Raw genomic sequence first — 23922 nt, 5'->3', positions numbered from 1 at the left:
ATTTTAGCTCAATTTCTAGAGGTCATCTTGAGCAACTTGGGCATGGTTTAAGGCAGCGACTAAGGTAACTCCGCCTAAAATATTACCAATTAGGGTAGGTATCATGAATTTGCCAAAATATTCGGGCCACGAAACAGCTTTAATTGCCACTGCATAGAAAACTTCCACCGATCCGGCAATAATATGAGGAAATTCACCTAGCCCAACCAGGGAAGTGATGATAACAATTACCCACAGTTGGGAAGACTCAGCGGCGGGGAGAAGCCACACCATTAAAGCAATTAACCAACCCGCAAAGATTGCCCGCAATAAAGTTATCCAAAATCCTCCATCGATAACTCTTAAACCTATTTCGCCAAACGCTGTTTGAATTTCAGGCGGGAAGACTCCAACCTGTGCAACTATTGAGGCAAATATGAATGCACCTAACAAATTGCTTGCTAACACAATTCCCCATAATCGCAGCACTCGCATAAAAACTTTGGGTCTGCGATCGTTTAACAAAGGCAGAATGACAGTCAGGGTATTTTCAGTGAACAACTGCTGACGCCCCATCACCACAATGACAAAGCCGATACTGTACCCAAGGCTGACAATGATGGAACTCCAAGATTGCTGCGGTAAATTTGCTTGGAGTACACCTTGAGCCACTAGGGAAAATCCCATAGATAGTCCTGCAGCTAATCCAGACCAAGCTAGGGCTGAAACTGGACGCAACAACTCACTTTCACCCTCAATCCTAATCGTTTCGTGAATGATTAAGGCAGTGGGACGGATTCGCTCAATGATCTCTTCACGATCGCGATCGCTTAGTTCCAACTTTTGTTGACCCAGCAATTCTATTGCTTGGCTGGCTCGATCGCTATTTTGTGTCATCTCGCTCTTGTTAAATTATATGAACTTCGTAGTTCTCAGCATACAAACTAAACAATAGCGACGCGCCTAACCTGAGAATGAGCTTTGGGTTTTTCTAAAAAGTGTCTGTAGAGAAAAAATAGTTGTGCAACATCTATCTTAAGTTTGGTGATTTTAAAATTGAATGTAAAAGCAATATATCTTAAGTAAGATATTCCGCTATTTGCTTTAATTTTGCACAATCTTTGCCATACAGAGGTGTAGGGTGAAAATGTAAGAGTGGCAGTGTTAGGAGGCATCTTTGTACAAAATTAATTCCTTGAGTACAAGAAAACCTGACCCATTCAAAAATTCAACCACGAATGCGATTGTGGAGGCTTCTAGCTGGTTCGATCGCTGTAATTGGGAAGGAAAACTCCTCTCTCAAATTTGAGAACCTAGTCAAGCCTGAGTGCGATCGCATTCGTCGTGGAGATTGCCGTTTTTTTGGGACTAGCAGCAGTTTTTTTGGCTTTGCGCGTACCCTCATTTGCAATTGGCAAAGACCTGCGGTGAGTTTTACGTTGGCACAATCATGCAAGTGGCTTTGACATTCAGTTCAATGTAACGTTTTTGCTGGCGATCGCAATTGTCTTTGGTTTAATCGGGCTTTGGGGAAAAGCCACCAGCAAGCGTCGTTTTAACGAAGTGTGAAGCACCGGAATATGAAAATCCACAATTTCAACCTCACCATAAATCGTGGGTAAATCGATCGGTGTTGACCAGTTACTAATCTAGTAATAACAATGAATAGAGATAGCGATGATCGCAGTTCTTCTGCACAAATAACTAACCAACAGGGTGAAAATACAAATCAACAAATCCCGCAGCCACCAGAGGGTTGGGATCGCTTTAAATGGTTGGGGCCGAGTTTTTTATGGATGCTGTCGGCTGCTGGTTCTGGTGAGTTACTATTTACACCTCGAATTGCAGCACTTTACGGCTACTCGCTGTTGTGGGCGCTGCTAGCGGCTGTTATCCTCAAGTGGTTTATCAACAACGAAGTCGGGCGGTTTTCGGTTTGTACGGGTGCAACAATTTTAGAAGGTTTTAAGCAAATTCCTGGACCGAAAAATTGGACGATTTGGCTGATTTTATTGCCGCAGGTGGTAGTAGCAATTTCCACAGTTGCCGGACTTGCAGGTGCCGCCGCTACAGCACTGATTCTAGTAACAGGAGGAACAGTTAAACTTTGGACGGTGATTATTATCGCTGTGACGGCAGCAATTGTGTTCATGGGGCAGTATAAAGTTGTTGAAAAAATTTCCTCAATTATCGGCATCGGCCGCACGTTGGCCGTGGTAGCCGCGGCGATTTTTGTTTTTCCCAACCTTCGACAATTCGCAGCGGGGTTAGTACCTCAAATTCCCCAAAACGTGCAATATCAAGAAATCCTACCTTGGCTGGGTTTTATGCTAGCAGGGGCAGCAGGATTGATGTGGTATTCCTATTGGGTGGAAGCCAGAGGATACGGTGCTGCTTCCCTCAAACAAGAACAACCCCTTGATTTTGATCAAATCAGCCACGAACAAGTAAAAAGGTTGCAGGGTTGGGTGACTTTAATGAGTTTCTCCAACACCTTAGCAGTCGTGGGTGCGCTGTTAGCGGCACTCGCTTTTTTGATTCTCGGTGGCGAGTTGTTGCGTCCCCAAGGATTAGTGCCAAAAGAACAACAAGTAGCAGAAATTTTGGGTAGTTTGCTAGGCAACCTTTGGGGGCCATTTGGCTTTTGGTTTATGGTGGCAATTGTTTTTATTACTTTTTGTAGCACCACGCTTTCAGTCCAAGATGGCTTTGGGCGGATGTTTGCCGATGGCACGCAAATTTTACTGCAAGGATTTGGCGTGCAGGGTCGCTGGACGAATGAAAAATTTTTGCAGCGATTTTATATTATAGTGCTGTTAGCTGCGTTACCCATTGCGATTTATCTGATTTTCGGCGAACCCGTTTCCTTGTTACAAATGGCTGGAGGCATTGAAGCAGCTCACATTCCCATTGTGACTGGATTAACGCTTTATGTGAATCATCGAATGCTGCCCAAGGAATTGCGACCCTCGAAGTTTATCTGGGGTGGAACGGTAATTGCAGGGATCTTTTTTGCCTGCTTTGCAGTTATCTATCTTTTACAACTGACCGGGATAATTGGCACGAGTGGAGGAGGAAGTTAAACAGTGTTTTTCTCAGATATTACAGCATTCGTGCCGGATCTGTAGGGGCGGGTTCACCAATAGTCTTAAAGCTTGCAAACAGGTTAAATAAACCCGCCCGACTCCACGAAAAATCCCATTATTGACATTGGTGCAATATCTCAGTTTTTACACTTTACCTGTTTGGGAACTATTTCCCAAAATTGGGAAAATCGCAACTATCAAGTTGCTGTTGTTAGTTAACCTTCACTTTCAAATTGTTATGACTCTCGCAACCAAACCTTTATCTAACTATATCGCCGTCGTGTTTGACTTCGACGATACCCTTGTCCCGGATACCGTCGATAGTCTGTTAGAAAGTCTCAATATTGATGCCCTCGCCTTTCGTCGCGAGCGAATTCAACCTTTAATTGATAGCGGTTGGGACAATATTCTAGCCAGATTTTACGCAATTATCGAGGAATCTAAGCGTCAAGGGAACAAAATAACCCAGGAATATATAGCAAATTTTGGGAAAAAATTAGCGCCCTTTGATGGCGTTGCAGAAATGTTCGATCGCCTACGCCAAAGCGCTTATGCAATCAACCCCAAAGTGGAAGTTGAATTTTATATAATTAGCTGCGGCATGGTGGAAATTGCCCGTAATAATTGCATCGCCCCCAAGTTTAAGGCGATGTGGGGTTGCGAGTTCCATTATGGTAAAGAGGGCGAGATTGAGTTTGTCAAAAAAATTGTAACTCACACGGAAAAAACTCGCTATTTGTTTCAACTTGCCAAAGGCGTTGACAACAATCCAAAAGACGATGGCAAAACATTTGTTTATCGGGATGTTCCGGCGGAAGAATTGCACATCCCGCTAACACAAGTCATTTATGTGGGTGATGGGGCATCAGATATTCCTTGTTTTTCGCTTTTGAATGAACAACAGGGAATAACGATTGGGGTTTATAAAGATAGTACCGCACAAGATTGGAGCCAGGAAATAGAAATTAGCCAAAGTCAGCGGCTGATGAATTTGGCTTCTGCAGAATACAGTGAGGATTCGGAATTGATGCGATCGCTCACTCTCGCTGTAGAAAGTTTAGCCAAAAAAATCTCCCTGCTAGAGTTAAGTGTTGGTGAATAGAGAGAGGCTTTTGTTGTGAGTTTAGGAAAGTGGATCGGTTTTTTGGCTTTGGTAGCCTCGCTCTATATTTTGTGGAAAATTAGAACGATTGTTTTACTGTTTTTTACCGCCGTAATTTTAGCGATCGCTCTCAACCGTTTAGTGCGAAGATTGCAGCAGTCGGGTGCGAAGCGGGGAGTGGCGATCGCCTTAGCAGCGGCGATTCTAGTCACAGCGAGCGCTGTCTTGCTAACTCTCATCGTAACGCGCCTGAGCAATCAATTTCAAGAGTTGTCCGAACTCGTCCCGCTAGGAATAGAACAACTGCGACTTTGGAGCAATTGGTTGCAAGCAAGATTACCCGGACAAATAGTTGATAACCTTCCCAGTATTGACGATTTAACCCAAGAAATTAAAACGCTTTTTCGGTGGACAAGTTCGCATATTTATCTGTGGTTTTCCAACTATCTAACCTTGATTATCAATACCTTATTAATTACCGTTTTGACAATCATGCTTCTGGTAAATCCGATGCCATACCGCCACGCAATTATCAGCCTTTTTCCGGCTTTTTACCGTCAGCGAGCCGATGAAATTCTCTCAAAATGCGAAGAGGGTTTAATGGGTTGGTTGGCCGGCGTTGCATTAAGCATGAGTTTTATTGGTATTACCAGCATTATTGGTTTGTTTGTTTTGCAAGTTCCACTGCCTTTTGTGAACGGGCTTCTGGCATTCATATTAGCCTTAATTCCCTATATGGGCGCAATTTTAAGCGTAATTCCACCGCTGCTGCTGGCTTTATTAGATTCGCCTTCAAAAGCAGGCGCGGTGTTGTTGCTTTATTTCCTAATTCAACAAATTGAAGGCAACTTGGTCACACCTATCATTATGGAAAAGCAGGTATCTCTGCTTCCCGCTTACACCTTAGCTCTCGTGACAGCATTCGGATTTTTCTTTGGTTTTTTGGGATTATTTTTAGCGCTACCAATTCTAATTGTTATTCAAATTTGGGTTAAAGAAGTTTTAATCAAAGATATACTAGACCGCTGGCAGACTCCTCCATCATGGAAGCCATCTCATAGCCCCTAAAGCTATATTTGTCAAGCCCAATAAATGTGAAATTTATTACTCAATCAACCGATGAGACTCCCGCTCAAGACAGATTTTAAAAAAATCTAAACAAGCTAATCTTTAAATTAATAAATAATCACATAAATTATCTGTTTAAGAACTCAGTTAGCTGGACAGGAATGCACTATTGGGTATGGCAGCAGTCGTTAACAACTAAATTGTCAAAAAATATGAAACGGGACAACTCACCCACCGACAGCATTAAAGACTCAATTGGACAGGCAGCTTCTCATCCCTGGTTTGAGCGACTGGCAAGATTGGGATATGCTTCCAAAGGCTTAGTTTACTTTATTGTCGGTTTTTTAGCAGCACAAGCCGTCTTCAGTATGGGCGGCCGGACAACCGATACTAGCGGTGCATTATCAGAAATTGTTAACCAACCCTTCGGTAAATTTCTGCTATTTCTTGTAACGATTGGCATTATTGGTTATGCCCTTTTGCGTATCGTTCAGGCAATTCTCGACCCAGAAAACCAAGGACAGAAAATGGATGCCAAGCGAATTGCCCAACGCATTGGCTACGCCTTAAGTGCTTTAGCTTACGCAGGTTTAGCTTTAACGGCTGTAAAACTGATAATGGGTTCAGGCGGCGGCGGTAAGAGCGATACAACCGAAGATTTGACAGCCCAAATTTTAGCGCAACCGTTTGGAGAATGGCTGGTAGGATTGGCAGGCTCAATTGTTATTGGTGTCGGTTTTTCTTATTTCTACCAAGCATATAAAGCCAAATTTCGCCGCCATTTCAAGCTAAATGAAATGAGCCAAACCGAGCAAACTTGGGCGACACGGTTGGGTCGATTCGGAATTGCTGCCCGTGGAGTTGTTTTCGTTATAATCGGTTTTTTCTTAATTCAAGCAGCAAGGCTATCGGATGCCAGTCAAACGAAAGGATTGGGCGATGTGTTGGGAATTGTGGCACAACAGCCTTTTAGTCCAGTGATTTTGGCTCTAGTACCTTTGGGTTTAATTGCCTATGGCATCTACTCGGTAATTGAAGCTCGCTATCGGCGAATTTTCGGTTCATAAGCTTGCCCGTTATGCAGAAAGTTATGAATTTTGAGTACAACAATTTTTTTGAATTAAAAACTTATCTAACTCAAAGCTCAAAACTTTTACAAGGCGTCCTGATTAAATCACCTGCTTTTAAGTCTGGATATTTTAACTCAAAACTCAGGGCGGGCACGGGGGCACCGCCCCTACTGTACTCAAAACTCCTAAAAACTTATGGCAAAAATTGGTTATCATGCTTCCCACGAACAGTTTAAGCCCAGCGAACTGCTGAAATATGTCCAAATGGCAGAACAAGCTGGCTTTACCCATGCCCTTTCTTCCGATCACTTTCATCCTTGGAGTGAAGCGCAAGGACAAAGTGGTTTTGCTTGGTCTTGGTTGGGTGCAGCAATGCAAGCAACGGCGAGGCTTTCCTATCGGGTTGTTTGCGCTCCCGGACAGCGGTATCATCCGGCTATTATTGCCCAAGCTGCGGCAACGTTGGGAGAAATGTTTCCCAATCGTTTTTGGCTAACGGTTGGCAGCGGTCAAGCGTTGAACGAACATATTACTGGGGATAAGTGGCCTACTAAGAGCGATCGCAACGCGCGCCTCAAAGAATGTGTCGATATTATCCGCGCCCTTTGGGCAGGAGAAACCGTCACCCATCGCGGTTTAGTGTGCGTAGAAGATGCAAAACTCTATACCCGCCCGGAAATTCTCCCATTAATTATCGGCGCCGCAGTTACGCCAGAAACCGCAGAATGGGTGGGCAGTTGGGCAGATGGATTAATTACTACTTCTCGCCCACCTGAAAAGTTAAAAAAAGTCGTCGATGCGTTTCGTCGCGGTGGCGGAGAAGGGAAACCAATGATTTTGAAAGTGCAGCTTTCCTATAACAGTAATGCAGAGAAAGCACTACAAGGCGCTCATCATCAATGGCGTAGTAATATCTTCAAAAGTAAAATGCTGACAGAACTGATAACACCCGATCAATTTGATGCGGCCGGGGAGTTTGTGCAACCAGAGGAGTTATATCAACACGTCCGCATTTCGGCAGACCAAGAGCAGCATATTGAGTGGTTGCAACAAGATATGGAATTGGGGTTTGATGAACTAATTTTGCACAACGTTAACCGATCGCAAGAGCAGTTTATTGAGGCGTTTGGCGAAAAAGTAGTGCCAGTGCTGACAAAAACTTGATGTTGGCATCTACCTAATTCAAGACTTTGAATTCTGATTTAATAATTGCTGAATCTCAGCCCGCAAGGCAGCAATTTCCGTTTGAAGTGCTGCAATTGATTTCGCTCCTGCTAATTCTGCCTCGTCATCCTCTGCATCGCGACCAATAAAAAATGTGGCGATGGTCGCAGTTACATAACCAAAAACCGCAAACGCATAGAGTGCCAGAACAAGGCAAAGTATGCGACCTTCTGGCGTTTTGGGCCAATATTCCGAACCCATTGTCATCATTAGCATTGCCGTCCACCATAACGCTGTGCCGTAATTATTTAACCCGGAGGAACCATCGGCGACATCTTTTTCAAAAGCATACATCCCTGCTGCACCTACCAAGGTAATAATTATCGTTAGTCCTACGACATAACCAAATCCGCGACGGCTAACACTCGCAGCTAATGCCCGCATCCCTCGATTCGTACCAGTCATAACTCGCAACAACTGCAAACTTCGCACAGCCCGTGCTGTTTTGAATGCTCGCACCACTCGTACAATCCTCAAGGTACGCAAAGCAGGCAACAGCAGAGAAAAAGCCGTTATCCAATGGCTTTTAATATAGGAAATTTTGCGCGGAGCTAAGGCAAATTTAACTAGAAAATCGGCAATAAAGATAATCCAAATAGTAGTGCTAACGACTTCTAGCAGTGGATTTAATCCCCAAGTTAATTCAATAATAAATAGGGCTAGCCACACAAATGCCAGCACCAGCATGGGAGCTTCCAGCCAATCTTCTAGCTGTTGCAAAATTTCGCCTTGCTCTTGTTCTATGGCTTGTTTTTTGGCTAGGTTGGGGTTGTTCATCTACCTACCAAATCATTAAAAGTTTGTCTTTTACGCTGCATTTTAGTATAAGGTTTCGCCAATGGCACAGCAGTAAACCAGTGGGCTATTATTGACACGCAAATAATTAGGCTACCAATGACCCAAGCTGACTCTAACCCCGTTTTACGTAGCGCCAGCATGGCATAGAAAATCGCTGCCACACCCATTGAACCAAACCATCCTAAAAACAAAGTATCCTGCCAGCTTTTTAGCTGACCCAGCTCATGTGGGTGAAGACAGCGCAACTAACTACAAACCCTTGTTAAATTCATTCGCACTCTAACGCCCTTCCCTCTTCACGTCCAACTCTTCACGACGCAGTGTTTCCGTTGCCTCAACGGTCTCCGTTTCAACTTCTTTCCTGATGTTAACTTCTTCGCGCACGAAAGCTTCTTTTTTGATATCAGCACTTTCTTCGTAAACTTCCATACGCATCACCTTTTCCTGCTTGAAGGGAGTATCCAGATTTACTGGCGCACCTGCCTTTTCTGGAGTTATACTCTCAATTACCACTCGCTCTTTTTCTGTTGGAACGGAAACTCGTGCCGTTTCGGTTTCAACTCGCTTGCCAATTGCTACCTCGCCAGCTTTGTGACGGCTTTTTTCTGCAACCAGTCGTTCTTCGTAGAGTCGGAACTTGTGATGCTCGCGATCGTTCATCTGATACAATTGAGGCTCTTGTTCGTAAGTGTATGTGTTGCGGTCATAACCAGCAGCCTTAGCTTGGTTAGAGACAGAACGCGGCATAGAAACTGGTGCAGATGCTTGTACAGGCAATGAGGTTTCTAAAGGCAATGATGCTTCTACAGGTGCAGACCCTTCTACAGTTCGAGTACGATAAACACCCCGCACTTGTTCTTCATAATCGTAATCAACCACCATCCCATCCTCATACCTGGGTAGTCTTTCTGCTTGGTCTTTACTCCTCAAACCCGTCGCGTAGATGCGTTCTGCATCAACCTCAACTCGACAAAGTGCAACTGGAACTAATACCTTCTTGCCAAATATCCAGAAACCCGTGTCAACCACAAAATATCGGAAACGTCCTGTCTCATCAACTAGCGCTGTATCAATTGAGCCAATCTTCTCATCTGTATTTCCAGCATAGATATCCAGACCTTTGATATCTTCGCCATTAAAAGCAGCTTCGCGGTAGTTGGGATTAAAATCTTCAATTTTGTAAAGTAACATACCAGTCCTTCCTTTTCTATCTATATCAACTTATGACCCCATTTTAGATATATCTCAAATTTGATGCTTCCTTCTTATGAAGGATTAAGTGAAACAAAATAGTAGGATGAGTATATTTATTTTAATTTTTTTCTGTCTTTGGATAGATGACTTTTTAATTTTTCATCCACCTTCCGCACCCTCAAGTTTCACAATCGGTTTCTAACTATTTATATAGAAAAATACTTTTAGAAATTAGACTTTGATACTGTACATTAACGGAGCAAAAAAATATATAGCAACCCTAAATTATTCGCGTAATTATTGTAGGGGCAATCCGACCCCTACTCCCCGTGGTTGCCCCGATAGATAGGGGGTAGGCACGGGGAGTAGGGGTAGCACTACCCTACAAATTTACATGAATGATTTAGGATTGCTATATACATAATTTATTACTTTAAAAATAGACTTTTAGGTGAGATATTTGGGGCAAACACATTTGAAAAACTTTGCCTTGATTATGCTACACCCTATGTTTAAAATCATTATGAATATATGCCCGGTAGCCTCTTCAGCAAGCAATTTGTCCTAACTAATGACTAATGAGTAATGACTAATGAGTAATGAGTAATGACTAATGAGTAATGACTAATGACTAATGAGTAATGACTAATGGCTAATGACTACTGACTACTGACTAATAAAAACAAATTCCCCGGTCTAACCAGGGAACGAAAGATATTAAAAAAAGTAATGTTGTTTTAATAAATTGAATTTGCCAATAAGCGGCGATAAATTAGTAGCAGCCCTTGTTGAGTTGAGAGCGGACGCCGGGGCGGGCAGTCCTGTGTAGATGCCGCACCCGATCGCATTTTCCAGTCTCAAGAAAACAGTTGCATTCATATTTGAGTACCACTTAAGCTTGGTTGCTGTTGCGAGTCTGGCTAGCCAGCTCCAACAGTTGCGCCCAGCGTTTTTGGACTTGTTTGGGAGTGCATTTGATCGCGGTGGCGATCGCCTTGTCGCTTTCTTGATTCCGCTTCATTTCTAACAATTGCTGCATTTCCGGCGACAGTTGAGCGCGAAAAGCTTCCCATTTGTCCGAAGTCATTCCCAGCTTTTGATCGACATCAGCACCCAGCCATTCGTGGACGAGTTTCCAATTTTGAGTGCGGGCAAATTTTTCGACGTGGTACTTAAACCGTTGTTGCAAGTAGTCGCGCTGGCGGGAAGACAAACCGAGCACGCGGTCAATTTCCGAAGCCGAAAGGTCTTGCAATTTTAAAGTTAAGTAATTCACGCATTCTGGCTGATTTTGCGATTCCAGATAGGCGATCAATTCCGAGACTACTCGATCGCGCAGCACAGCATCAGCAGGATCGACAGTTTCCGATACCATTTGCTCGCGCACTTGTTGCAGCGCCGGAGAGCGGCTGTAAATTTCCGCATCTTCTCCCTTGCCGGATTCTACAGCCATTTCAATGTCGATCGCAGTTTCGGGAGGCTGGCCCTTGGCAAATCCTTGAGCGCGCAACACGATCAGGCGTTGGCGGTTGCGGCCGGGCAAACCGATTTGGCGCTTGGCGTAGTGTTCGGTAAAAGCCATGTACTCAGCCAATTCTAGCTGCGTGCGGGGCTGGTAGGTGACATCGAGTTGATGTTCGCGACGGAAAGCTCGCAGAGATTCGATGTAAAAGCCTTGCAAAAAGTCTTCAATCATGTTGTAGCGAGCTTGGAAGTTCAAGTTCGATCGGAAAGAAGCAACATGGCGGTAAATCATCGCCGCGAGGTGAGAATGCAGTTCGACGCGGCCTTGTTTGGAACCGAGGCGGTAGTATTGCAGGGTTTTTTGCAACCGGTGCTCGGCCAAGGTGATTTGCCAAGCTTCAACTTCGCCGGAAATTTGGATGCGATCGCTTTTTTGGCAAATCCGTTCAACTTCCTTAGCAATCCGCATCGCCACTGCTTGAGCGCTGCGGCTGGCAGTTTTCATTTCCCCTTGCAATTCTTTGAGGGCGAAGTCAGCCAAAGCGAGGATATCGATGCTGGGAACAGTATTGATTTCGGCGTTTGGTTCGCTGGAGGTAGCCGGAATGCAGTTGAAGCCAGAAGCGGTGTTGCAGTTGACGGTGGTGGCAGTTTTGGCAGTCATGGCATTTATCGGGTGGTAGGGCACAGCGGGTGTGCGAGGACATTTGTCAGAGTGTGAGGCGGCAGTTGCTGGCGGTTTCGCTTGCTGTGCTGATTCAACTCTCTATACATTGAATGTTACGGAAGTAGAGATAACCGTAGTTATGCCAGTGTTCCACTCTCTCATGCAACAGTTTTTGGCTGCTGAATCTGATTCTAATCGCTGGCTGTGGAAGATTGGTTTTATTGCCGTTAAAGCCTTACTTTACAAGCATTCTGAGCTGTTATGTGCGTGGGGCGATCGCCAGGAAAACTGAGGGTGCTGCCAGGCCGCTGAGTGGACAATCTAATAACTGGCTATTTGAGGGGGTTTTGGCCGTTAGAGATTGTGGAATCGAGACTTGGCAGAGTGTAGCTATCTGCAATGTCTTCAGAACCTACGCAACAGCAGTTAGGAAACCCGGTTAATCTGAAAATTTGATCTTATCCAAGAAGGAAGAAGGAATCAGAAAGAAGCACACAGAGCTTTGTTTGCAAACAATTCACCCTGATTCTTTCTCTAATACCAAAGTCACCGGCCCGTCATTCTCGATCGAGACTTGCATCATCGCTCCAAACAAGCCTGTTTCGACTTTTAAGCCGCTCTGGCGCAACTTTTCGACAAATTTATCATAAAAAATTTCGGCTCGTTCAGGAGCCGCTGCTCGGTCAAAGGAAGGTCGCCGACCTTTGCGGCAGTCCCCGTAGAGAGTAAACTGACTGACAACCAGCAACTCGCCGCCAATGTCTTGTACTGACTTGTCCCAGCGCCCGGTATCCGTGGCAGAGTCGGGAAACAAACGCAATTCCAGGCATTTGCGAGCCATCCAATCGAGTTCTGTTTCGGTGTCGGTGTCTGCAATACCTACAAGCAAGTTAAGTCCGCGGCCAATTTTGCCAATAATTCGATCGTCAATTTCGACTTGAGATGATTTTACTCGCTGGATGATGACTCGCATGGGAAATCGGTAATTGGTAATAGGTAATTACTCGTTACCAGGCTCTGGCCTGGTAACGCAGATCCAGAGGCTCTGCCTCCTATCTTCCTAAGTACCAGAGATGCAGAGCCTCGCTTACATCGGTTCCCAGGCCAGAGCCTGGGAACCAGTAACCTTTAGTTTTTCCCAAAACCTTTGCCGCGATTGGTTGAAGGCATACAAAGACAGTTTTCGAGTTGCGATCGCAAAGTCTCGGTATCCAAACCCTGACCGATGAGAACAAGCTGGTTTTTGCGATCGCCTTTCCACTGGTCATCGTCCATCGTAAATCGCTTGCCGCTCAAGTGAAAAATATGCCGTTTGGGACTTTCTTCAAACCACATAATCCCTTTCGCGCGAAACACATTTGTTGGCATTTGTTTGTCTAAGAAATATTGAAATTTTCTCAGAGAAAACGGCTTGTCACTCAGGAAAGAAATTGAGGTAAATCCGTCATTTTCTAAATGGTCGGAGTGGTCGTGATGGCTGTGGTCGTGATGGCTGTGGTCGTGATGGTCGTGATGGCTGTGGTCGTGATGGTCGTGATGGCTGTGGTCGTGATGGTCGTGATGGTCGTGATGGTCGTGATGGTCGTGATGGTCGTGACTGCTAGGAGTTTCTTCAGATTGGAAATATTTGTCCGATTCAAACAATCCGACGCTGAGGACAAGCGGTAGGGGAACTTGCGATTTTACTGTTCGCAGAATTCGAGCACCTTCTTTGACATCCCGAATCTTAACTTCCAACAAATCTAAATCTGCTTCTTCAACCAAATCAGTTTTGTTGAGGATAATTATATCGCCGTAAGCTATTTGACTGTAAGCTGCTTGAGAGTTGAATAAATCTAAGCTGTAGTTGGCTGCGTCTACTACTGTAACTATCGAATCGAGACGAGTCAGGTCGCGCAGTTCTGTGCCTAAAAAAGTCATTGCTACTGGCAGCGGGTCGGCGAGTCCGGTTGTTTCGACTACCAGATAATCGAGATTTTCTTGACGTTCCAGAACTTTGTAAACTGCATTAACTAAATCTTCATTAATAGTGCAGCAAATGCAGCCGTTGTTCAGCTCAACCATGTTGTCGTCGGTGGTGACAATCAGTTCGTTGTCGATGCCGATTTCGCCAAATTCATTTACCAAAACTGCTGTTTTCAAACCCTGCTGGTTGGTCAGGATGTGGTTGAGCAGGGTTGTTTTGCCGCTGCCGAGAAATCCTGTAATGATGGTAACGGGTAAGCCGTGTTTGGGAGCGTCCATCGCCGGTTCTGTCTCGGACTGAGTTGTAGATTGCATAGCTTGAATGTCAAATAATGTCGATCGCACTTTCTTTGTGGCTCTTATTGTATCTTAATTAGGACAAGGCCTGGTAAACCCAGTTTCTCGGAGAAATGTTGGGTTTGGTGGCATGGTATCTACGCATCAACCGGGAATCAGCCCGAGAGTGCAAAATAAGTGGGCCGCTAATTATCGGCAATTGCTAACGCGATCGCACTTTTTTATTTTTTTGATAAAATTTTGTCCAGAGTACCTGTCGCAGTTTTTGCCACTAACTCCAGCAGCGACAAATTTGGGACAGACTCAAGCCCAGTGCGATCGGCCAATTCCCCCTACTCTATAGCAATCCTAAATCATTTGTGAATTTCTTACTCCCTCCCCTTACCAAGGGGAGGGTTGGGGTGGGGTAAAAAATTTACGACTCCTGCAAGGATGGCTATATAATAGTTTTAATTATTGAGCAGCCTAAAATATTTAAACCTCAACGAAAACAGGGCGGTGGCTAACAACAGCCACCGCCCTCAAGATAGTATTGCGCTATCTAAATCTGTGCTTACGCAGGAAGCAAGACTGAATCAATAATGTGGATGACACCATTATCAGCAGCAACATCGGCTGTTGTAACGGTAGAATCATTGATTTTGACACCATTGGAAGCATCAATTTTAACTTCTGAACCTTCCACTGTCTTGGCAGATTTCAGCTTGACCACATCAGCGGCCATAACTTTGCCAGAAACGACATGATAAGTCAAGATTTTTGTCAGCTTAGGAATGTCCTTAAGCAGTGCTTCTACAGTACCTGCGGGAAGCTTAGCAAAAGCTTCGTCAGTAGGCGCAAAAACAGTGAAGGGGCCAGCGCCTTTAAGAGTATCTACTAAACCAGCGGCTTGGACGGCAGCAACTAGGGTAGTAAAAGAGCCTGCCGAAACGGCGGTATCAACGATGTCAGCCAAGTGAGTCACCTAGTTTTTGTAATCTGTAAATCACTATAACGCTAAAAAGTTAATTTAGCTACAGATATTTTTTCTCGTTCAGTTTGGTTTTCTTATATAAAATAGAACATTTTTTTATATATAACTCATGTCAGTAAATACCTACCTAAAGGTAGATTATAATTTACCGATTTTACTGTATTTTAATTTAGAAATGTAATCCTAAATACATTGGTAAGCCGATCGCCCCTGCGCGCTGTTTAAACTAAACGCAGGGGCGAGACAGCATCGCCCCTGCTACGACATTTTGATTGACTTGGCAAAACATTCAACCTTCAGCGCAGCGCTAACACATTACAAAAGCCTGCCACCCCGACTGATGGCAACAGTTTGGGAAATCCCGATCTAAACTGTTAACAACCACTAACTAGCGGAAGGGTGACATGAGATACAAACTACTAGGTCACAGCGGACTTCGCGTTTCGGAAATCTGCCTCGGAACCATGACTTTTGGCGAAGATTGGGGTTGGGGCGGTTCCTACGACGAAAGCCGGAAAATGTTCGACGCCTTTGCAGAAGCGGGCGGCAATTTCATTGATACCGCGAATCTCTACACCAACGGTACTAGCGAAAAATATGTCGGTGAGTTCATCGCAGCCGATCGCGAAAAATGGGTAGTTGCCACTAAGTATAGCCTCAACATGAAGAATGGCGAAATCAATGGTTTTGGCAACCACCGCAAAAATATGGTGCAAGCAGTAGAGGCCAGTTTGAAGCGATTGCAAGTCGAATACATAGATTTGCTGTGGCTGCACGCTTGGGATTTTACCACACCCGTCGAAGAAGTAATGCGCGCTTTTGACGATTTGGTACGCGCCGGCAAAGTTCTTTACATCGGCATTTCCGATACGCCGGCTTGGATTATTTCTCAAGCAAATACGATCGCCCACCTGCGCGGTTGGACACCATTTATCGGCTTGCAAATCGAGTATTCTTTAAAAGAGCGAACTCCTGAACGGGACTTGATCCCTATGGCAAAAGCCTTTGATATTGGCGTCACAGCTTGGAGTCCCCTAGCAGGCGGTTTGCTAACAGGAAAATACAACACTTCAGAAACAGCCAGCGAAGCTAAACGGCTGAATTCACCTGAATCGGGAAAAATTAACGAACGCGACCTCAAAATAGCTGACCAAGTTAGCAAAATAGCAGCCGAAATTGGCAAACCTGCTTCTCAAGTAGCCCTAAATTGGCTGATCCAACAGCCAGTCGAAGTTATTCCAATTGTGGGTTCGCGCAAACTCTCGCAACTTCAGGAAAATCTGGCTTGTTTGGAGTTTAAATTAACCCCCGAACAAATGCAGCAGTTAGACAAAGTAAGTGCAATTGAATTGGGTTTCCCTCACGATTTCTTAAAGAGTTCGACGGTGCAAGATTTTGCCTTTGGAGGAGGAATGGCCAAAATTGACAGCCGCCGACTGTAAAGTTGCTGCTATTTTCTAGTTGCGGGTTTACGTGGATATTTGGCGTTTGATTGCAGATATCGGCGAACCCGCCCTTAGAGGGATGATTGACATTGGTGCTGTGGGCGCGAGATTAAACTGACGCCCACAGCGCAAATGTCATCATCTTGGTTTCTTGGCATATACTCGCGCAAAATCTTAGGTTTATCGTTGCCGTTACCTGTTTTATTTGATATTGTTGAGATAGGTGATATTTTGTCAGTTTAACCCCACTGCATAAACTGTTAATTGTTAATCTATCGGAAGTTAGAAATCTTTGACGAAACTGTGTATATTAGGACACAAATTTTCCCTAAGAGCGATCGGATGAGTTAAAAAAAAGCAAGGTTTGTCAAATCAAAAAGCAACATAAACTTGATGGCAAATTTTCTCTCATCTTCAAATAAAGCAATAAAACTCGCTCTTTTTTCACCCCGTACCTGCCAGTTAAGAGTCATTTTACAAGGTCGATCGGCATTTTAAAGGCTTTTGAACCCAGCGTGCAAGCTAGGTGTCTCCTGAGAGAAAAGTCATCCTTCAGATAGAAGTTATGGCAGAAAAACTGGGTTACATTTAACAACAATAGCAAATCTAACAATATTAACTTATCTCAAAGTTTCAATTCTGAAAAAAGCAGATAAGCCGGTTTTTCCCGCAGCTAAACAGTTTCTTTGTTTGGCTCACTGAATGCGGCGCTTGCTCGTAAAACTTCTCACATTTATGCTTGCGACTTTCAGTAAGACCCTGCTGAGAAATATATCCTCTTGACCAATTTTAACTGACAATTTTTCATTGACAAATTCCAGAGGCTAATATGTCGCCCCCAGAAAACTCAGTCAACAATAATTATAGCAATAAAGAGCGAGCATGGGAGATCCGATTTACCTCTATAGATCCCGCCAAATCCCCCTCTCAATTCGCTCCCTCGCCCGCAGTGCGCGCCAACTTATCAAAAACTGAGGCTGTAGAAGCACCAGATTTAGTTTGCTTGTCTCATTTGCGGTGGAATTTTGTCTATCAGCGTCCGCAACATCTCTTGAGTCGTTGTGCCAAAACTCGTCGCGTATTCTTTGTAGAAGAACCTGTATTTAGCGCAGCTACAGATTGGTGGCTTGATGTCAGCATCCACGAAAGCGGAGTCTGGGTAATAGTACCGCACCTGAGCGAAGGAACCAGCGAAGCAACAGCACAAACTGCTCAGCAAGCCATGCTAGATGATTTGTTTAGAGCGGCAGAAATTAGCCAGTACATTCTGTGGTATTACACACCAATGGCTGTCAGCTTCACAAGCCACTTAAAGCCGCTAGCTGTAGTCTACGACTGCATGGATGAATTGTCAGCATTCAAAGGCGCACACCCCGATTTAAAAGCCAATGAAAACCAACTATTAAAGCGCGCCAGCGTAGTATTTACCGGAGGACACAACCTTTACGAAGCCAAACAGCACCAGCACCCAAACATTCACCCCTTCCCCAGCAGCATCGAAAAAGAACACTTTGCGACAGCCAGGAACCTTTCAGAAGAACCGGCGGATCAAAAAGACATTCCTCACCCGCGTTTGGGGTTTTATGGCGTCATAGACGAACGCATGGATATCGAACTGCTGGCGGGCATGGCCCAAGCAAAGCCAGACTGGCATTTAGTCATCATTGGCCCGGTGGTGAAAATCGACCCGGCAACTCTGCCAACTCACCCCAATATTCACTATCTCGGTGGCAAATCTTATCAAGAATTGCCAGCGTATCTTGGCGGATGGGATATCGCCATGCTGCCTTTTGCGATTAACGAATCGACTAAGTTTATTAGTCCGACGAAAACTCCAGAATACCTCGCTGCCGGCAAACCTGTCATTTCTACTCCTATCCGCGACGTGGTGCGGCCCTACGGAGAAAACGGCTTGGTTCGGATTGCTAGCAATTGGGAAGAATTCGTTGCTTGTGCCGAAGAAATCCTTAACGAAAGTTCGGACGTTCGCACCAAGTGGCTGAGTGAAGTAGATGCCTTTTTAGCAGACAATTCTTGGGACAATACCTGGGGCGAAATGCTGGGGTTGATCGAAAGTGCGATCGACGATAAAAAGCAGAAAGCTGAAGGCAGGATGAAAGTTTTAAGTTAGGAATGTTGAGGTTGAAGTTAAAGAGTTACACGTTACGGATTCAAAAATTAACACTCAACACTCCTCGCTGTATGTCCAATTACCAATTATTTCTTACCCTTACCCTTACCCACAATCAGAGGTGTTTCCATGTTTGACTATTTAATCGTCGGAGCCGGATTTGCAGGTAGCGTCATTGCCGAAAGACTAGCAAATGAAGCCGGAAAAACAGTTCTGATAATTGATACCCGCAACCACATCGGCGGTAACGCATACGATCACTACGACAATCATGGCATCCTCGTACACAAATACGGCCCCCACATTTTTCACACCAATTCGCGCCCTGTTTTCGAGTATCTTTCGCGCTTCACCGAGTGGCGGCCCTACGAACACCGCGTCCTCGCCAGCGTTGACGGTCAACTGCTGCCAATTCCGATCAATCTCAACACCGTAAACAAACTTTACGGACTGAATCTCACCTCATTTGAAGTAGAAGATTTCTTCGCGAAAGTAGCAGAACCAAAGGATTATATTCGCACTTCCGAAGATGTCGTTGTCAGCAAAGTCGGCCGCGAACTTTACGAGAAATTCTTCCGCAACTACACCCGCAAACAGTGGGGAATGGATCCGTCGGAACTCGACAACTCAGTGATTGCGCGCGTACCCACTCGCATTAACCGGGACGATCGCTATTTTACCGATACCTATCAAGCAATGCCCCTGCACGGCTACACTCGGATGTTTGAAAAAATGCTTTCTCACCCAAACATCAAGGTGATGCTGAATACCGACTACCGGGAGATTGAGGGTTTTATTCCTTACGGGGAAATGATTTACACCGGGCCAGTCGATTCCTATTTCAATTATTGCTACGGCAAACTTCCTTACCGTTCCTTGGAATTTAAGCACGAAACACTGAACGTAGCCGTACACCAAGAAGCACCGGTGGTAAATTACCCCAACGAGCATTTATATACTCGCTGCACCGAGTTTAAATACCTCACCGGACAAGAGCATCTAAAAACTAGCATTGTCTACGAATATCCCCAAGCTGAGGGAGACCCTTACTACCCGGTTCCGCGTCCAGAAAATGCCGAAATATACAAGAAATATAAGGCTTTGGCTGATGCAACTCCGGGAGTTTCTTTCGTGGGAAGGCTGGCGACTTACAGGTATTACAACATGGATCAAGTAGTCGCTCAAGCTCTAACAACTTACACGCAACTTACTACCAAGCCGATGATTGAATTGATAGAAAATGTTAACGGTTCTGCCTCTAATGTCAGCTCATCCAATGGAGTCGCCCATCGCCCAGCCGCAGCTTCTCTAGAAGTCGCTGCTGTCAACAACGGCAACGGCAAATCTCCTAGTAAGTAGCTGGAAGCTGCGAGTTACGGGTAAAAAGGTAAGGTGCTCATAGAGCACCTTACTCGGTTTTCATCAAAAGTTATTTAATAATTCAAACAAGCATTGAGGTAAAAATGAACGTTCTAGTTAAAATTGTTTTGTCTCATGAGGTTTTGGAAATTTCTCAGTTTGCTCAGTTTCAGAAAGAAATACAGCGCCTCATTGAAAGCGGTGGCAAAATTCTGATGCTGGACTTCTCAAAAATAAATTTCCTGAAAAATTCCGAGTTAATGGCTGTAGTGGCGATCGTGAAATTAGTGAGAGACAGCCAGTGTATACTTTTGATCTCTGCCATGAGCGAACAAGTTAGAATTCTATTTGAACTCACGGGACTACAGCAAATATTTCAGTGTTTGCCGTTTGCCGAAGAATTTTCTCTCACAAGTGAGCTAACTGAACAGTTAGGAGGTTTGCCAAGTCTTGCTAGCTAGAGGGAGAGGGAGAGAGGGGGGATAGGAAAAATCTTCCTGGTTTATTGTTCCTTCTTCTGACTAATGACTTCAGCACAAGACAGCCTTTAGATGAGGCTGTTTTAATGTGCAGAACTTTGGCAAATTAATTAGCAAAAAACTTGTCAAAGTGGGGGTAATTGTAGCTAACCTATAAATATAACTTTGGGTAGATGTGCCGATGAGTTGGTTAGGTAGAGAACTAGAAAATTGCGAGATAGAAGAGTCTGCAACTCTTGATAGTAAGGTGACAGTTCAAGGACGCAAAACAGGTTATCCGCGCCCCCAACTGCGCCGGAGCAACTGGATTTGTCTCAATGGTAAGTGGAGGTTTGCTTACGATGACGCGGGCCACTGCGTGCAGCCGATCGATATTTCTGAGTGGACTCACACTATAGAAGTGCCGTTTGCTCCAGAATCGGCAAAAAGCGGGATCGGCGACACGAATTTTCACCCCAACTGCTGGTACGAACGCGAATTTGACGTACCCCACACAGAAGGCAGAGTTCTCCTCCACTTTGGGGCCGTAGACTACCGCGCCCGCGTCTGGGTGAACGGTCAGTTTGTCATCGAACACGAAGGCGGACACACTCCTTTCACCGCAGACATTACAGCAATTGTGAACCTCAACGGGATGCAGCGGGTGACAGTCTGGGCCCACGACGACCCCCAAGATTTGGAGCAACCGCGGGGCAAGCAAGACTGGCAAATAGAGCCCCACAGTATTTGGTATCCGCGCACGACGGGCATTTGGCAGACAGTCTGGGTAGAATTGGTGCCTCACACTTATATCGAGCGCATCCGCTGGACTCCCCAGTTTGAACGCTGGGAAATCGGTTTTGAAGCGTTTGTCGCGGGCGATCGCCAGTCGGGAATCCAAATTAAAGTTAAACTGTCGATCGGCTGTATGCTGCTGGTCAACGACACCTACGAAGTCATCAACGGCGAAATCCACCGCCGCATCGCCCTCTCCGACCCCGGTATCGACGACTACCGCAACGAATTGCTGTGGAGTCCCGAAAAACCGACGCTAATTAACGCTCAAGTGCAGTTGTGGGCCGACGGCAAACTGCTCGACGAGGTTAAATCTTATACCGCCATGCGGACGGTCAGCATCCAGCGCGATCGCTTCATGCTAAACGGCCGCCCCTACTATTTGCGGCTGGTGCTCGACCAAGGTTACTGGCCCGACACCATGATGACTGCCCCTTCCGACGAAGCTTTGCGGCAGGATGTCGAATTAGTCAAAGCAATGGGTTTCAACGGCGTCCGCAAGCACCAAAAAATCGAAGACCCCCGATTTTTGTACTGGGCTGACGTGCTGGGGCTTTTAGTTTGGGAAGAAATGCCCAGCGCCTACCGTTTCACTCCCAAAGCCGTGCAACGGCTGACGCGGGAGTGGACAGAAGTCATCGAGCGCGACGCCAGCCACCCCTGTATCGTAGTCTGGGTGCCGTTCAACGAATCCTGGGGAGTTCCGAATTTAGTCGAAGCCGCAGCCCACCGCAACTACGTGCAAGCGCTGTATTTCTTGACCAAAACCCTGGATTCGACTCGCCCCGTCATCGGTAACGACGGCTGGGAAAGCATCGATACCGACATCCTGGCGATTCACGACTACGACAACAACCCGCAAACCCTAGCCAAGCGCTACGGGCCCGAAGTCCAGCTAGCCGATTTGTTCGATCGGGGGCGTCCCGGCGGGCGAGTCCTCACCCTCGACGGCCACCCGCACCAAGGACAGCCGATGATGCTGACAGAATTCGGCGGCATCGCCTGCGCCGGTCGCGAAAACCCTGATTTTTACCGGGTTTGGGGCTACGTGCGCGCGTCGGACACGCTGGAACTGCAAAGGCGCTACTGCGCGTTGTTGAAGGTGGTAAACCGAGTGGAAATGTTCAGCGGATTTTGTTACACGCAGTTAACCGATACTTTCCAAGAAGCTAACGGTTTGCTGTATGCCGATCGCACTCCCAAGTTTCCCCTAGAGGCGATCGCCGCGGCAACTCTCGGCTGGGATATTCCCGAAGAAAGTTCACAGCCGCAAGCTATTACTCAATGCTAAATAGACTAAAGAATCAAGAGGGTATTTAAGTAAAAGTAGGGTGCGTCGCTGCCACAATCCCAGCTATTTACAAAGATTCCTTAGCGACGCACCATAACGCCATAACTAAAAGTAGAGTGCGTCGCTGCGACAATCTCAGCTATTTACAAAGATTCCTTAGCGACGCACCATAACGCCATAAGTCTGACGTAACTTAAGGTTTAGTCTGGTGCGTCGCTACTGAGATTTTTGCTTTGAGTTGAAGCTAGTCGAGGGCGACGCACCCTACGATACTAAAGTCATTACTACGAACCTTAAAACCTCACTGTCAACTGTCAACTGTCAACTATCAACTATTTAACAACGATGTTTCAAAGTTTTTTCATGGGCGGTTTTGAGTGCTCTACCCACAAATTGCGTTCGGGAAAGCGTCTCGACGTAACAGCCGCCACCGGTCACGATAAATTTGCAGCCGCCGACTACCAACGCTTGCAGCAGCAAGGCATTTACACAGTCCGCGAAGGCCTCCGCTGGCACTTAATTGAACAGTCGCCCGGAAAATATGATTTTTCCAGTTCCCTGCCAATTATCCGCGCCGCCCGCGACATGAAAATGCAGGTAATTTGGGATTTGTTTCACTACGGCTGGCCAGACGATATTGATATTTTCAGTCCCGAATTTGTCTCCAGGTTTGCAAGCATGGTGCGCGCTTTTATGGAAGTGCTAACGGAGGAAACAGACCAAACACCTTTCGTGACACCTGTCAATGAAATTTCATTTATTGCTTGGGCCGGCGGCGATGTCGCCTACATCAATCCGTTTGCGAAAGGGCGGGGAGACGAGCTAAAAATCCAGTTAATCAAAGCTTCGATCGCCGCGATAGAATCAGTTTGGGAAGTCAATCCCAACACCCGGATCGTTCAAATCGACCCCACAATTAACATTATTGCTGACCCTGACAAACCGGAGGATCGGGACGCGGCGGAAGGTTATCGCTTATCTCAATATCAAGCTTGGGATATGTTGGCTGGACGTTTTCGCCCGGAACTCGGCGGTAAGGAAAAATATCTCGATATTATTGGGGTGAATTATTACGATCGCAATCAGTGGATTCACAATGAAGCTCCGATGAAATACACCGATCCGCTGTACCGCCCGTTTCGCGAAATGCTGCAAGAAGTGTTTGAGCGCTACGGCCGCCCCTTATTTATAGCAGAAACAGGCACTGAAGACGATTTTAGACCTGTCTGGTTTAATTATGTGTGCACTGAGGTAGCGGCGGCGATGAAAGCAGGAGTTCCGATAGAGGGAATCTGCTTGTATCCGATTGTCAACCATCCGGGTTGGGACGACGACAGGCACTGTTACAATGGTTTGTGGGATTATTGCAATGATCAGGGCGATCGGGAAATTTACCAGCCTTTGGCGGATGAATTGCAGTTTCAAAGACAGCAGATTGAACCGCTGTTGAAGTTGCAGAATTGATGATTGCTATATAATTCTGTAGGGTGCGCTGCGGCGCACCTTATACTAAATCTGCGTTAAAAATTCCCGATGATTTCCTAATATTTTATTCG

General features: G+C 45.6%; 20 protein-coding genes. 12 read left to right on the top strand and 8 right to left on the bottom strand.

Going from position 1 to position 23922, the window contains the following annotated elements; all coding sequences use genetic code 11:
* Positions 1 to 15: 15 nt before the first annotated feature.
* Positions 16 to 876 (bottom strand): formate/nitrite transporter family protein, encoded by an 861-nt coding sequence (locus QUB51_RS03325; protein ID WP_333259151.1) that lies wholly within the window; start codon positions 874 to 876, stop codon positions 16 to 18.
* Between the two features lie 572 nt (positions 877 to 1448).
* Positions 1449 to 1571 (bottom strand): hypothetical protein, encoded by a 123-nt coding sequence (locus QUB51_RS03320; protein ID WP_333053750.1) that lies wholly within the window; start codon positions 1569 to 1571, stop codon positions 1449 to 1451.
* A 69-nt stretch (positions 1572 to 1640) separates the two neighbouring features.
* Here QUB51_RS03320 and QUB51_RS03315 point away from each other — a divergent pair, with 69 nt between their 5' ends.
* From QUB51_RS03315 to QUB51_RS03295, 5 genes are all read left to right on the top strand, one after another.
* The gene (locus tag QUB51_RS03315; RefSeq protein ID WP_333053748.1) at positions 1641 to 3062 is read left to right on the top strand and encodes an Nramp family divalent metal transporter; all 1422 of its coding nucleotides are present in this window, start codon (positions 1641 to 1643) and stop codon (positions 3060 to 3062) included.
* 241 nt (positions 3063 to 3303) lie between these two features.
* Positions 3304 to 4167 (top strand): HAD hydrolase-like protein, encoded by an 864-nt coding sequence (locus QUB51_RS03310; protein ID WP_333259154.1) that lies wholly within the window; start codon positions 3304 to 3306, stop codon positions 4165 to 4167.
* Positions 4168 to 4182: 15 nt separating this feature from the next.
* Positions 4183 to 5235 (top strand): AI-2E family transporter, encoded by a 1053-nt coding sequence (locus tag QUB51_RS03305; protein ID WP_333259157.1) that lies wholly within the window; start codon positions 4183 to 4185, stop codon positions 5233 to 5235.
* 212 nt (positions 5236 to 5447) lie between these two features.
* The gene (locus QUB51_RS03300) at positions 5448 to 6302 is read left to right on the top strand and encodes a DUF1206 domain-containing protein (RefSeq protein ID WP_333053745.1); all 855 of its coding nucleotides are present in this window, start codon (positions 5448 to 5450) and stop codon (positions 6300 to 6302) included.
* A 198-nt stretch (positions 6303 to 6500) separates the two neighbouring features.
* Positions 6501 to 7469 carry a TIGR03885 family FMN-dependent LLM class oxidoreductase gene (locus QUB51_RS03295; RefSeq protein ID WP_333053744.1) on the top strand — a complete coding sequence of 323 codons (969 nt, stop codon included), beginning with the start codon at positions 6501 to 6503 and terminating at the stop codon, positions 7467 to 7469.
* 18 nt (positions 7470 to 7487) lie between these two features.
* Here QUB51_RS03295 and QUB51_RS03290 read toward each other — a convergent pair whose 3' ends face one another.
* The 3 genes from QUB51_RS03290 to QUB51_RS03280 all read right to left on the bottom strand — a co-directional run bounded on the left by QUB51_RS03290 (position 7488) and on the right by QUB51_RS03280 (position 11649).
* Positions 7488 to 8306, bottom strand: a complete 819-nt coding sequence (locus QUB51_RS03290; RefSeq protein WP_333053743.1) for an ion transporter — start codon at positions 8304 to 8306, stop codon at positions 7488 to 7490.
* Between the two features lie 300 nt (positions 8307 to 8606).
* Positions 8607 to 9518 carry a DUF2382 domain-containing protein gene (locus tag QUB51_RS03285; RefSeq protein ID WP_333259160.1) on the bottom strand — a complete coding sequence of 304 codons (912 nt, stop codon included), beginning with the start codon at positions 9516 to 9518 and terminating at the stop codon, positions 8607 to 8609.
* An 895-nt stretch (positions 9519 to 10413) separates the two neighbouring features.
* A complete protein-coding gene (locus QUB51_RS03280; protein WP_333053741.1) occupies positions 10414 to 11649 on the bottom strand; it encodes a HetZ-related protein in 1236 nt (411 codons plus the stop codon).
* Between the two features lie 43 nt (positions 11650 to 11692).
* Here QUB51_RS03280 and QUB51_RS03275 point away from each other — a divergent pair, with 43 nt between their 5' ends.
* Positions 11693 to 11944, top strand: a complete 252-nt coding sequence (locus QUB51_RS03275; RefSeq protein ID WP_333053739.1) for a hypothetical protein — start codon at positions 11693 to 11695, stop codon at positions 11942 to 11944.
* 225 nt (positions 11945 to 12169) lie between these two features.
* Here the strand turns inward: QUB51_RS03275 and dtd are convergent, their stop codons facing one another.
* The 3 genes from dtd to QUB51_RS03260 form a co-directional block, all read right to left on the bottom strand.
* Positions 12170 to 12625, bottom strand: coding sequence for a D-aminoacyl-tRNA deacylase (gene dtd, locus QUB51_RS03270; RefSeq protein WP_333053738.1), 456 nt, complete (start codon positions 12623 to 12625; stop codon positions 12170 to 12172).
* Positions 12626 to 12780: 155 nt separating this feature from the next.
* A complete protein-coding gene (locus QUB51_RS03265) occupies positions 12781 to 13932 on the bottom strand; it encodes a GTP-binding protein (protein WP_333053737.1) in 1152 nt (383 codons plus the stop codon).
* Positions 13933 to 14467: 535 nt separating this feature from the next.
* Complete coding sequence (locus tag QUB51_RS03260) at positions 14468 to 14869, bottom strand: fasciclin domain-containing protein (RefSeq protein ID WP_333053794.1); 402 nt, start codon at positions 14867 to 14869, stop codon at positions 14468 to 14470.
* A gap of 422 nt (positions 14870 to 15291) precedes the next feature.
* Between QUB51_RS03260 and QUB51_RS03255 the strand changes: the two genes are divergently transcribed.
* From QUB51_RS03255 to QUB51_RS03230, 6 genes are all read left to right on the top strand, one after another.
* The gene (locus QUB51_RS03255) at positions 15292 to 16329 is read left to right on the top strand and encodes an aldo/keto reductase (protein ID WP_333053736.1); all 1038 of its coding nucleotides are present in this window, start codon (positions 15292 to 15294) and stop codon (positions 16327 to 16329) included.
* A gap of 832 nt (positions 16330 to 17161) precedes the next feature.
* Positions 17162 to 18463 carry a glycosyltransferase family 1 protein gene (locus QUB51_RS03250; protein WP_333053735.1) on the top strand — a complete coding sequence of 434 codons (1302 nt, stop codon included), beginning with the start codon at positions 17162 to 17164 and terminating at the stop codon, positions 18461 to 18463.
* Between the two features lie 129 nt (positions 18464 to 18592).
* Entirely contained in the window at positions 18593 to 19822 is a 1230-nt protein-coding gene (gene glf / locus QUB51_RS03245) for a UDP-galactopyranose mutase (RefSeq protein WP_333259164.1), read from the top strand.
* Between the two features lie 104 nt (positions 19823 to 19926).
* Positions 19927 to 20283, top strand: a complete 357-nt coding sequence (locus tag QUB51_RS03240) for an STAS domain-containing protein (protein ID WP_333053731.1) — start codon at positions 19927 to 19929, stop codon at positions 20281 to 20283.
* A gap of 199 nt (positions 20284 to 20482) precedes the next feature.
* On the top strand, positions 20483 to 22366 hold the full coding sequence (locus QUB51_RS03235) for a glycoside hydrolase family 2 TIM barrel-domain containing protein (protein WP_333298219.1): 1884 nt from the start codon (positions 20483 to 20485) through the stop codon (positions 22364 to 22366).
* Positions 22367 to 22711: 345 nt separating this feature from the next.
* Positions 22712 to 23830, top strand: coding sequence for a beta-glucosidase (locus QUB51_RS03230; RefSeq protein WP_333298217.1), 1119 nt, complete (start codon positions 22712 to 22714; stop codon positions 23828 to 23830).
* Positions 23831 to 23922 lie beyond the last annotated feature (92 nt).

The sequence above is a fragment of the Microcoleus sp. AT8-A3 genome, from assembly GCF_036705675.1.
In the GTDB taxonomy this organism is placed as follows: domain Bacteria; phylum Cyanobacteriota; class Cyanobacteriia; order Cyanobacteriales; family Microcoleaceae; genus Microcoleus.
This window is presented reverse-complemented; position numbering and strand designations above follow the sequence as displayed.

Coding starts and splice junctions, on each gene's coding strand:
- QUB51_RS03280 (WP_333053741.1), bottom strand. CDS start 11,649: ATGACTGCCAAAACTGCCACCACCGTCAACTGCAACACCGCTTCTGGC.
- QUB51_RS03230 (WP_333298217.1), top strand. CDS start 22,712: ATGTTTCAAAGTTTTTTCATGGGCGGTTTTGAGTGCTCTACCCACAAA.
- QUB51_RS03255 (WP_333053736.1), top strand. CDS start 15,292: ATGAGATACAAACTACTAGGTCACAGCGGACTTCGCGTTTCGGAAATC.
- QUB51_RS03235 (WP_333298219.1), top strand. CDS start 20,483: ATGAGTTGGTTAGGTAGAGAACTAGAAAATTGCGAGATAGAAGAGTCT.
- dtd (WP_333053738.1), bottom strand. CDS start 12,625: ATGCGAGTCATCATCCAGCGAGTAAAATCATCTCAAGTCGAAATTGAC.
- QUB51_RS03325 (WP_333259151.1), bottom strand. CDS start 876: ATGACACAAAATAGCGATCGAGCCAGCCAAGCAATAGAATTGCTGGGT.
- QUB51_RS03295 (WP_333053744.1), top strand. CDS start 6,501: ATGGCAAAAATTGGTTATCATGCTTCCCACGAACAGTTTAAGCCCAGC.
- QUB51_RS03240 (WP_333053731.1), top strand. CDS start 19,927: ATGAACGTTCTAGTTAAAATTGTTTTGTCTCATGAGGTTTTGGAAATT.
- QUB51_RS03250 (WP_333053735.1), top strand. CDS start 17,162: ATGTCGCCCCCAGAAAACTCAGTCAACAATAATTATAGCAATAAAGAG.
- QUB51_RS03290 (WP_333053743.1), bottom strand. CDS start 8,306: ATGAACAACCCCAACCTAGCCAAAAAACAAGCCATAGAACAAGAGCAA.
- QUB51_RS03300 (WP_333053745.1), top strand. CDS start 5,448: ATGAAACGGGACAACTCACCCACCGACAGCATTAAAGACTCAATTGGA.
- QUB51_RS03265 (WP_333053737.1), bottom strand. CDS start 13,932: ATGCAATCTACAACTCAGTCCGAGACAGAACCGGCGATGGACGCTCCC.
- QUB51_RS03310 (WP_333259154.1), top strand. CDS start 3,304: ATGACTCTCGCAACCAAACCTTTATCTAACTATATCGCCGTCGTGTTT.
- glf (WP_333259164.1), top strand. CDS start 18,593: ATGTTTGACTATTTAATCGTCGGAGCCGGATTTGCAGGTAGCGTCATT.
- QUB51_RS03315 (WP_333053748.1), top strand. CDS start 1,641: ATGAATAGAGATAGCGATGATCGCAGTTCTTCTGCACAAATAACTAAC.
- QUB51_RS03285 (WP_333259160.1), bottom strand. CDS start 9,518: ATGTTACTTTACAAAATTGAAGATTTTAATCCCAACTACCGCGAAGCT.